Here is an 8,939-nt window from a genome sequence, read left to right as displayed (position 1 = left end):
GCGGAGGAATGGATAGACTCTAGCATTGATATACGATGCTCCTTGTCATGAAGCTCCCATATCCGGATTCTAAGCAGAAGTTGTTCAGGCTCGTCGATTCTATCTGCCATATACGCAAGAGCATCATTGGTTTCAAGAATTGCTCTCGCTAAACAAGCGGCCGATGAAAGATCCCATAGCTCTGCGCCACTATCTGCCGAAATAGAAAGGCTTTTTGGGACGCTTCGAATAAGGGTTATTGCATGAGACACTATCTTTGAAAAAATAATCGACGCATAGTATTGCTGATCATCAGCCGCCTCTTTTCCTTGGATCGAAGCCGATACAGAGTGCGCATATAAAATTAATAGCCGTAGGTCGGTTAATGCCTCCTCGTAGCGTTTTGCAATTTCCCTTGCGTTAGAGTGATTTAACATTTTATTCGGCCTGGAAGATCTTCAGAGTATCTGTGAATCATTCACTTTGTAAGAGTATACATTCTTCTTTTCTCGCATCATTTTTCAAGCTTCCTCTTAAACGCTAGCCCCTAATTGAATTACGGTTAAAATAGTCACCTGTTTAAACCCAAGCTCATCCAACAAAAACATGGAAAAAACCTATTCCCCGCACGCTATCGAACAACGCTGGTATCAACTTTGGGAAGAGAGTGGCTATTTCGCCGCCAAAAGCGAGGGCGACTTGGCTAAAGCGCGAAGCGAATCGTATTGCATCATGATTCCGCCGCCGAACGTCACCGGCAGTTTGCATATGGGGCATGCGTTTCAGGACACCATTATGGATGCACTGACCCGCTATCACCGAATGAAAGGTTACAACACGCTTTGGCAACCGGGCACCGACCACGCCGGCATCGCCACGCAGATGGTGGTGGAGCGCATCATCAACGCCGACGGCAAAACCCGCCACGACTTGGGCCGCGAGGCGTTTATCGAGAAAGTCTGGGAATGGAAAGAAGAGTCCGGCGGCACGATTACCCGGCAACTGCGGCGCATGGGTTCGTCGCTGGACTGGCAGAAAGAACGCTTCACGATGGACGACGGCATGTCGGACGCGGTGCAGGAAGTGTTCATCAAATTGTACGAAGAAGGCCTGATCTATCGCGGCAAACGCCTGGTGAACTGGGACCCGGTATTACATACCGCCGTTTCCGACCTGGAAGTGTTGTCCGAGGAAGAAAACGGTTCGATGTGGTATATGCGTTACCCGTTAACCAACGGCACCGGTCATTTAATGGTGGCAACCACCCGCCCGGAAACCATGCTCGGCGACGCGGCGGTGGCGATTCATCCCGACGACGAGCGTTACAAGCATTTGCTCGGCGAATTCGTCGAACTGCCGCTAACCGGCCGCCGCATTCCGATTATTGCCGATGAATATGTCGATCCGGAATTCGGTACCGGTGTCGTCAAAATCACCCCGGCCCACGACTTCAATGACTACGAAGTCTGGACTCGCCACAAACAAATGTCGGTGATTGCCGACCAACCGCATGGCGGCTTGATCAATATCTTTACCGTCGATGCGGCGATACGCGGCAACGATGATGGCTTTACCATTATTCCTGATGCCTACATCGGCCTGGACAGATTCGAAGCCCGCAAGAAAATCGTCGCCGATCTGGACGCGCAAGGCCTGCTGGAAAAAATCGCCGACCATAAATTGATGGTGCCGCGCGGCGACCGTACCGGCGCTGTGATCGAACCGCTGCTGACCAATCAGTGGTACGTGAAAATCGCCCCATTGGCGAAACCGGCCATCGAAGCCGTCGAAACCGGCGCGATCAAATTCGTGCCTGACAACTGGAAAAATACTTATTTCGAGTGGATGCGTAACATCCAGGATTGGTGTATCTCCCGGCAAATCTGGTGGGGCCATCGCATTCCGGCCTGGTACGACGACCAAGGCAATACCTACGTCGGTCACTCGGAAGCGGAAATTCGCGCCACGCATGGTCTGGCCGCCGATTACCCTCTCAAGCAAGACGAAGACGTACTGGATACCTGGTTCTCGTCGGCGTTGTGGCCGTTCTCGACGCTGGGCTGGCCGGCGCAAACCCCGGAATTGGCCGCGCATTATCCAACCAGTGTATTGGTTACCGGCTTCGACATTATCTTCTTCTGGGTGGCACGGATGATCATGATGGGTTTGAAATTCCAGGGCGAAGTGCCGTTCAAGGAAGTGTATATCCACGGCCTGGTACGCGATGCGGAAGGCCAGAAAATGTCCAAATCCAAAGGCAACGTGCTCGATCCCATCGACATCATCGACGGCATTGATCTAGAGGCTTTGGTAGCCAAACGCGTGTCCGGCATGATGCAGCCGCATCTAGCCAAGAAAATCGAACAAGCCACCCGCAAGCAATTCCCGGACGGCATTCAATCGTTCGGTACAGATGCGTTGCGCTTTACCTTTGCCTCGCTGGCGTCGACCGGCCGCGATATTCGCTTTGATTTGCAGCGCACAGAAGGCTACCGCAACTTCTGCAATAAACTCTGGAACGCGGCGCGCTACGTGCTGATGAATACCGAAGATCAGGATAACGGCATCGATTGCGCCGAGTGCACATACAGCCAGGCCGACTTGTGGATTCTGTCGCGCTTGAATCGCACCATCGCTACGACGACCGATGCGATCAACAGCTATCGCTTCGACTTGGCCGCGCAAGCCATCTACGAATTTACCTGGAACGAATACTGCGACTGGTATCTGGAGCTGGCAAAAATCTCGCTGCAAAGCGACGATGAAACCCTGCAGCGGGGTACTCGCCAAACGTTGTTAAAAGTGCTGGAAACCGTGCTGCGTTTAGCGCATCCGATCATGCCCTTCATCACCGAGGAAATCTGGCAACGAGTGGGACCTTTGGCGGGCATCACTGCCGCTACCATCATGCTGCAGCCTTACCCGGAAAGTGATAGCGCGGCGATCAACCCCGATGCCGAAACCCAAGTTCAGTGGGCGATGGACTTCATCCTCGGTATCCGCAGAATACGCGGTGAGATGAACATCGCCCCCGGCAAACCGCTGAATGTACTATTACAAAATGGCAGCGCCGCCGATCATGCCTATCTCAAAGAGGGCGAAAGTTATCTCTTGAAACTGGGCCGACTGGAAAGTATTACCTGGCTTGCAGCCGACGACAACGCACCTGAATCGGCTATTGCCTTAGTCGGCGACATGAAAATCCTGATCCCGATGGCCGGTTTGATCGACAAGGACGCAGAACTGGCTCGACTGGAAAAAGAAATTCAGCGCATCGAAAAAGAACTACCGCGTATTGAAGGCAAACTCGGCAATGCCGCGTTCGTCGATAAGGCGCCGCCGGAAGTCATCGAAAAAGAGCGCGAGAAACTGGCGGGCTTGCAGTCGTCCTTAAAAAACCTGAACGAGCAATTCGCCAAAATCAAAGCGTTGTAATGCAATGAACCCAACCGGCACCGCGCAGAAGCCACCGCAATCTCTGGATGAATGGGTGGAGCTACTGCGCGTGCAGGAAATGCCGATTTTCTCCAACACCGCGCATAACATCTACGCGGCGTTGGACGATAGGAATAAGGGCGCCATCGAGCTGGCGACGGTGATTCTGCAAGACCCCAATCTCACTGCCAAACTGCTAAAAGTAGGCAGCAGCCCTTACTACAATCCTTCCAAGCAAAAAATGAGCACCGTCTCGCGGGCCATCGTCGTGCTGGGCGCGGAGGTGATACGGGAGCTAACCCTGGCCTGCTCGTTTTTTGAAGCAATGCTGTCGTCCACCAACAAGGACAGGGCCAATCGGGAAATTGCGTTAGCCTTGCATGCCGCCGTGCAAGCTAAGGACTTGGCACTAAGCATGGGCGACACTTCGCCGGAAGAGGTGTTTGTGGCTGCTCTGCTGCACAATATCGGCCACATTGCGTTCTGGTGCTCCGGCAATCCGCAATCCAAAAAAGTCCATGAGCAAATCGAAAAAAGCGGGCTGAACAATCGCGAGGCCGAGAAAAAAGTCCTGGGCTTTACCTTGCAGGACTTGGGCAAAAAACTCAGTAAATCCTGGTGTCTGAGCGGCTTGATAGAAGAAGCCATCGCCAAACCGGACTCCGCGGAGAGACGGGTGCAAATGGTGCAACTGGGTCATCAGATCTGCGCAGCGCTTAAATCGGGCAAAGACTCGGAAGCCATGCAGGCTTGTCTGGCAAAAGTTGCTGAGTTTTCCGGCCTGCCGCAAGCAACCCTAAAAGCCAAGATAGACAAAAACACCTTAGAAGCGGTGCACATTGCCCGACAATTCGGCGCCAACGATGCCTCTAAATTCATCAGCACCGAAGCCATCATTGCCAAGTTCGAAGAAGCGGAAGAGGAAAAGGCCGACAAGAAACAGCTGCAATTTCAAATTTTGCAAGACATCAGCAGCCATATCAGCGGTCAGATCGACCTGAACGGGCTATTTGAAATGGTACTGGAAGGCATACATCGCGGCGTGGAAATGGACAGAACGCTATTCATGTTGCTCAGTCCGGATAAACAGACGCTGAATGAGAAGTTTTCCTTGGGCTGGCACAAAATGGCTGGTGCCCCCAAAATCCGTATTTGCAACTCCGAATCCTCGGCAAACTTACTGTTTCACGCCTTACAACAACAAGAAGGCGTCTGGCTGTTTCCCCAACAACATCATGAGCTTTACACTCCGCAGATCCGCCAGCATATCGGCGAATACGAGTGCTTCGTTTTTCCGGTTTATGCGGAAAAAAAGACCGTGGGCCTTATTTATTGCGACCACTCTATTCATGGACTACCCTTAACTCGCGAGGATTTCATCGCAGCCAAGCACTTTGCCAAACAAGCGCATATTGGTTTAACCCTGTACTGCATGAAACACCACTAATCCATGACAGACCATCAGCTTGCCAATCTTCAGGTTTTTCTCGTCGAACCGTCTCATACTCAGCAACAAATCATCTCCCATTTTTTGCACGACTGCGAGATAAACGATATTACCTGTGTGCAAAGCGGCGCCGAGTTATTCGAACGCTTACAGCACTCCCGGCCCGATCTGATTATCAGCTCAATGTACCTGCCGGACATGACTGGCGTGGAGCTGGTCCATGCACTGCGCAATGACGATGCCTCATATGAAATGGCCTTTTTGCTGATTTCCAGCGAGACGAATATCAAATATCTGGAACCGATCCGCCAGGCCGGAGCGATTGCTATATTACCCAAACCGTTTACCCGTCAGGCCCTGGAAACTGCCCTGCATTCCACGCTGGAATATGTTCGCCCGGAAAAACTTAACCTGACGCATCTGGATATCGAAGACCTGCGGGTACTGCTGGTGGACGACAGCGAATTCTCGTTGAAATATCTCACCAAAGTTTTCGAAAACATCGGCATCTATCAGATCGTCACGGCTCACGACGGCAAACAGGGTTTACAACTATTCAATCAACAGTATTTCGACCTGGTTGTGACCGACTACAACATGCCGGAAATGGACGGATTGCAACTGGTGGACCATATCCGGAATCACCCGGAGCGCGGCTCGGTCCCCATCCTGATGGTCACCAGCGAGCAAAACCAAAATCGCTTGGCAGCGATAGAGAAATCCGAAGTATCCGCCATACTGGACAAACCTTTCGAAGCAACTTCAATCAAACGCCTCCTGATTAATTTGCTCAATTGAGCTAATCTTGTGTGGCGAGCGAATACCCCACAACATGCGCGGCTATCACAACCCCGGATCGAATCAATGTCCGATGCGGTCATGATCAAGCTCATCCGGTTTTCGCGCAAAACATGCATGGACTGACCACCAATAGCCCCAAATTAAGGTACGGAATATGAAGCCGACTGTCACGCCTAACAATAATGAAAAAAAACTCGCGGATGACGATTTTATCGTTTCCAAAACCGACACCTCAGGGCGGATCACTTATGCCAATCGCATCTTTATGGAAATTGCCGGCTACCCGGAACATCAATTGCTGGGCATACAACATAACATCATCAGACACCCGGACATGCCGCGCGGCGTATTTAGATTTATGTGGAATACCCTAAAAGCCGGTGACGAATTTTTCGGTTTTGCCAAAAACTTATGCCGGGACGGTGGATTTTATTGGGTATTTGCCAACATTACTCCGGACTACGATAAAAACGGTAAATTGCAGGGTTACTATTCGGTACGCCGTAATCCCCCCCGTAACGCTCTGGATGTCATCATCCCGATTTACCGGGAAATGCTGGTTATAGAAAAACGCCATTCGGTTAAAGATGCCCCGGATAAATCGCTGGAATATCTATTCGACGTGGTCAAGCAAGCCGGCGCAAAAAATTACAATAGCTTGGTGTTAAGCCTTTATAAACCCAACGGAGTGTAAGCCATGAATTCCAACGCCAATATTCCGTTTTTAAGAACCAAGCTTAATTATGCAGTGGTCGCCATTCTGTTTTCCGCTGTTGCCGTTTTCATCTACACGCTTATGGCACATGGCTTTTCCTGGCTGATACTGGGCTTGTTGCTGCCGCTGCCAGTGGTAGCCTTGGACGCCTGGCACGCCGGCAAACAATGTCTGCTGGTATTAGAGCGGATAGAAGAAGTGCTGAGACACACCAATCAAGGCCAACTCTATCATCGCGTCACCAAGACGCGCGGCATGGGTGAAGTCGGCAAGATAGCCTGGGAGCTCAATGAAACCCTGGACATCATGGAATCTTATTTCAAGGAAATGAACTCTTGTTTTAAACACGCCGCAGAAGGCAATTACGACCGTTATGCCCTGGTTGACGGTTTTCCGGGCATACTGAAACAGTCTGCAAAGAATATGAACGACGCCATCAAGTTGATGGATGAAAACGACAAACTGACGATCAAACGGCGTTTATCGGCAGGCCTGCATGCACTCAACACCAACAATCTGCTCACCAATCTGAAAGGCAATCAAAGCGACTTGCTTAATATCACCGAGCAAATGCAAAAGGTAGAAAATATCGCAGTGGAAACTGGCGAGAACGCCAACGCCAGCCTATCCGCGGTGGAAACCATCAGTAACTCCCTGTCCGACATCAACTCGAATGTGCATTCGGTATCGGATGTAATCGGCGCGCTGATTAACGACAGCAAAAAAATCACCGAATCCTTATCGATGATTACCGGGATTGCTGATCAAACCAACCTGCTGGCCTTAAACGCCTCGATAGAAGCGGCGCGCGCCGGCGAGCACGGACGAGGCTTCGCGGTAGTCGCCGATGAAGTCAAAAACCTCTCCGAACATACCAAAAACGCCGCGCTGGAGGTATCCAGAACCCTCAAGTCTTTTAATAAACGGGTTGAACAAATGCAAACCGAAGCTGAAAGCTCCTCCTCGCTTTCGCAAGAGATACTGGCGCAAGTCAATTCCTTCCGCCAACAGTTTTCCAATTTATCCCGATCCGCGAAGATCTCGGTCGATTACATTTCTTATGCCAAGGACAAATCTTTCGGCGTTCTGGCTAAACTCGATCATGTGGTCTACAAACAAAACGGCTATGTGGCCGTCGAAACAGCCAACGAATGCCCTCATCACCAAGCCATCATGGTAGACAACCATAATTGCCGGTTAGGAAAATGGTATTACGAGGGACTGGGTTATGAAAAATTCCGTTCGACCAGCGCTTACGCCAAATTGAATCAACCGCATGCCGACGTGCATAAAACTACACAACGGGCTTATGAAGTCTCTCGCGACAAATGGGTAGATGATCCCGGCATGCTCGATGAAATCATTCGGCAAATGCAACTGGCCGAGGCCGCCAGCGCCGATGTGATGCAATATATCGATGCGATGGTGGAAGAACGACACAAAAACGTATAGCACACAGCTGTACAGAATCGTCTCAACGCAAGTAGCTTCGGTGCGAAGCTGGCGTAACAATTAGGAACCTCACCCTCAGAGCAATGACGTTAAGCTTGGACATGTTGTAGGGTCGAATTTATTCGACCTTTGCTGCATATAGTGCGAATAAATTCGCACCTGCAAGTTGAATTACCCCTCCGGGAGATGGCTAGGGTAAGGAGATGTAAATCGTTGAAATACCTTTTTTGATTCTCCTCGCCTTAAACACACCCTCTTGAAAAGGGCTGTTGGGCTTTTCTCTGAATAGTTACAAATTCTGGAACAAGCCTGAACCAGCCTAACTTCCCAAATATTCCACCGTCACTTCCGCCAATCCGCGCATGCCGATCTGTTCCGCCGCGCCCTGGGACAGATCGATAAGTCGATTAGCCTTGAAAGGCCCTCTATCGTTGATCACCACATCCACGGATCGGCCGTTACGCAGATTGGTAACCCTAACTTTGGAGGGGATAGGCAGCGTTTTATGCGCCGCCGTCATGCCGCGCGGATCGAAGCGGTCGCCGTTAGCAGTAAAATTACCGGATTCTGCGCCATACCAGGAAGCCAGACCCTGCGCTTTGTAACCCAGCGCGCTGTGCATAGGTGAATACGTTTTTCCTTTAACTTTGTAAGATTTAGAGTACGTGGTTTTGGTAGTTTCGGGCAGCATCGCTTGATCGTCATTGCGTTGCAGCGTTGGAATACCGGAACAAGCACTAAGCAGACTAAGAAACATCAGCGGCATAACCGCATGCCATCGCAGCACGTTGAGGCTAAGTCGGCTTGAAAATGCCGATACCGTGTCTAAAAACATAACTGTTTCTCCGCGTGGAAGGCTGCTTAAACAAGCAGTCTTCAATGGATTGAGTTTGAAAAATTCAGAAGAGATTGCCGAACGGGTTTCTGCTGACGTGTTGGTCAGTTGACTACCCGATGGCCGCGTTGGCGTAAGCAGTTGTTGTAGGCGTTTTTATACCGGTCTTCAGATTGAATACCTTGTTTGGATGCGCCGCCGATACCGCCGGCAGCCGCACCGATAGCCGCGCCTTTTCCTGGGCTGCCGAGCACAGCCCCCAAAGCGGCGCCGCC

General features: G+C 51.0%; 8 protein-coding genes. 5 read left to right on the top strand and 3 right to left on the bottom strand.

Annotated features, from left to right (window positions below; translation table 11 throughout):
* A partial coding sequence (locus NP589_RS20750; protein ID WP_256608680.1) for a hypothetical protein occupies positions 1 to 416 on the bottom strand: 416 nt, incomplete at its 3' end.
* Between the two features lie 169 nt (positions 417 to 585).
* On the opposite strand from NP589_RS20750, the gene NP589_RS20745 reads away from it, so the two are divergent.
* From NP589_RS20745 to NP589_RS20725, 5 genes are all read left to right on the top strand, one after another.
* Positions 586 to 3,414, top strand: coding sequence for a valine--tRNA ligase (locus tag NP589_RS20745; protein WP_256608679.1), 2,829 nt, complete (start codon positions 586 to 588; stop codon positions 3,412 to 3,414).
* Between the two features lie 4 nt (positions 3,415 to 3,418).
* Positions 3,419 to 4,861 carry an HDOD domain-containing protein gene (locus NP589_RS20740; RefSeq protein WP_256608678.1) on the top strand — a complete coding sequence of 481 codons (1,443 nt, stop codon included), beginning with the start codon at positions 3,419 to 3,421 and terminating at the stop codon, positions 4,859 to 4,861.
* A 3-nt stretch (positions 4,862 to 4,864) separates the two neighbouring features.
* Positions 4,865 to 5,659 carry a response regulator gene (locus tag NP589_RS20735; protein ID WP_256608677.1) on the top strand — a complete coding sequence of 265 codons (795 nt, stop codon included), beginning with the start codon at positions 4,865 to 4,867 and terminating at the stop codon, positions 5,657 to 5,659.
* A gap of 157 nt (positions 5,660 to 5,816) precedes the next feature.
* Positions 5,817 to 6,356, top strand: a complete 540-nt coding sequence (locus NP589_RS20730) for a PAS domain-containing protein (RefSeq protein WP_256608676.1) — start codon at positions 5,817 to 5,819, stop codon at positions 6,354 to 6,356.
* A 3-nt stretch (positions 6,357 to 6,359) separates the two neighbouring features.
* Positions 6,360 to 7,829, top strand: coding sequence for a methyl-accepting chemotaxis protein (locus tag NP589_RS20725; protein WP_256608675.1), 1,470 nt, complete (start codon positions 6,360 to 6,362; stop codon positions 7,827 to 7,829).
* 319 nt (positions 7,830 to 8,148) lie between these two features.
* Here the strand turns inward: NP589_RS20725 and NP589_RS20720 are convergent, their stop codons facing one another.
* Both NP589_RS20720 and NP589_RS21820 read right to left on the bottom strand, forming a co-directional pair.
* Positions 8,149 to 8,664, bottom strand: a complete 516-nt coding sequence (locus NP589_RS20720) for a septal ring lytic transglycosylase RlpA family protein (RefSeq protein WP_256608674.1) — start codon at positions 8,662 to 8,664, stop codon at positions 8,149 to 8,151.
* A gap of 104 nt (positions 8,665 to 8,768) precedes the next feature.
* A partial coding sequence (locus tag NP589_RS21820) for a glycine zipper family protein (protein WP_371929700.1) occupies positions 8,769 to 8,939 on the bottom strand: 171 nt, incomplete at its 5' end.

This window comes from Methylomonas rosea, assembly GCF_024505055.1.
GTDB lineage: Bacteria > Pseudomonadota > Gammaproteobacteria > Methylococcales > Methylomonadaceae > Methylomonas > Methylomonas rosea.
This window is presented reverse-complemented; position numbering and strand designations above follow the sequence as displayed.

Excerpts from the sequence above, each read along its gene's own strand:
- NP589_RS20730 (WP_256608676.1), top strand. The coding sequence starts at position 5,817 with ATGAAGCCGACTGTCACGCCTAACAATAATGAAAAAAAACTCGCGGAT.
- NP589_RS20740 (WP_256608678.1), top strand. The coding sequence starts at position 3,419 with ATGAACCCAACCGGCACCGCGCAGAAGCCACCGCAATCTCTGGATGAA.
- NP589_RS20725 (WP_256608675.1), top strand. The coding sequence starts at position 6,360 with ATGAATTCCAACGCCAATATTCCGTTTTTAAGAACCAAGCTTAATTAT.
- NP589_RS20745 (WP_256608679.1), top strand. The coding sequence starts at position 586 with ATGGAAAAAACCTATTCCCCGCACGCTATCGAACAACGCTGGTATCAA.
- NP589_RS20720 (WP_256608674.1), bottom strand. The coding sequence starts at position 8,664 with ATGTTTTTAGACACGGTATCGGCATTTTCAAGCCGACTTAGCCTCAAC.
- NP589_RS20735 (WP_256608677.1), top strand. The coding sequence starts at position 4,865 with ATGACAGACCATCAGCTTGCCAATCTTCAGGTTTTTCTCGTCGAACCG.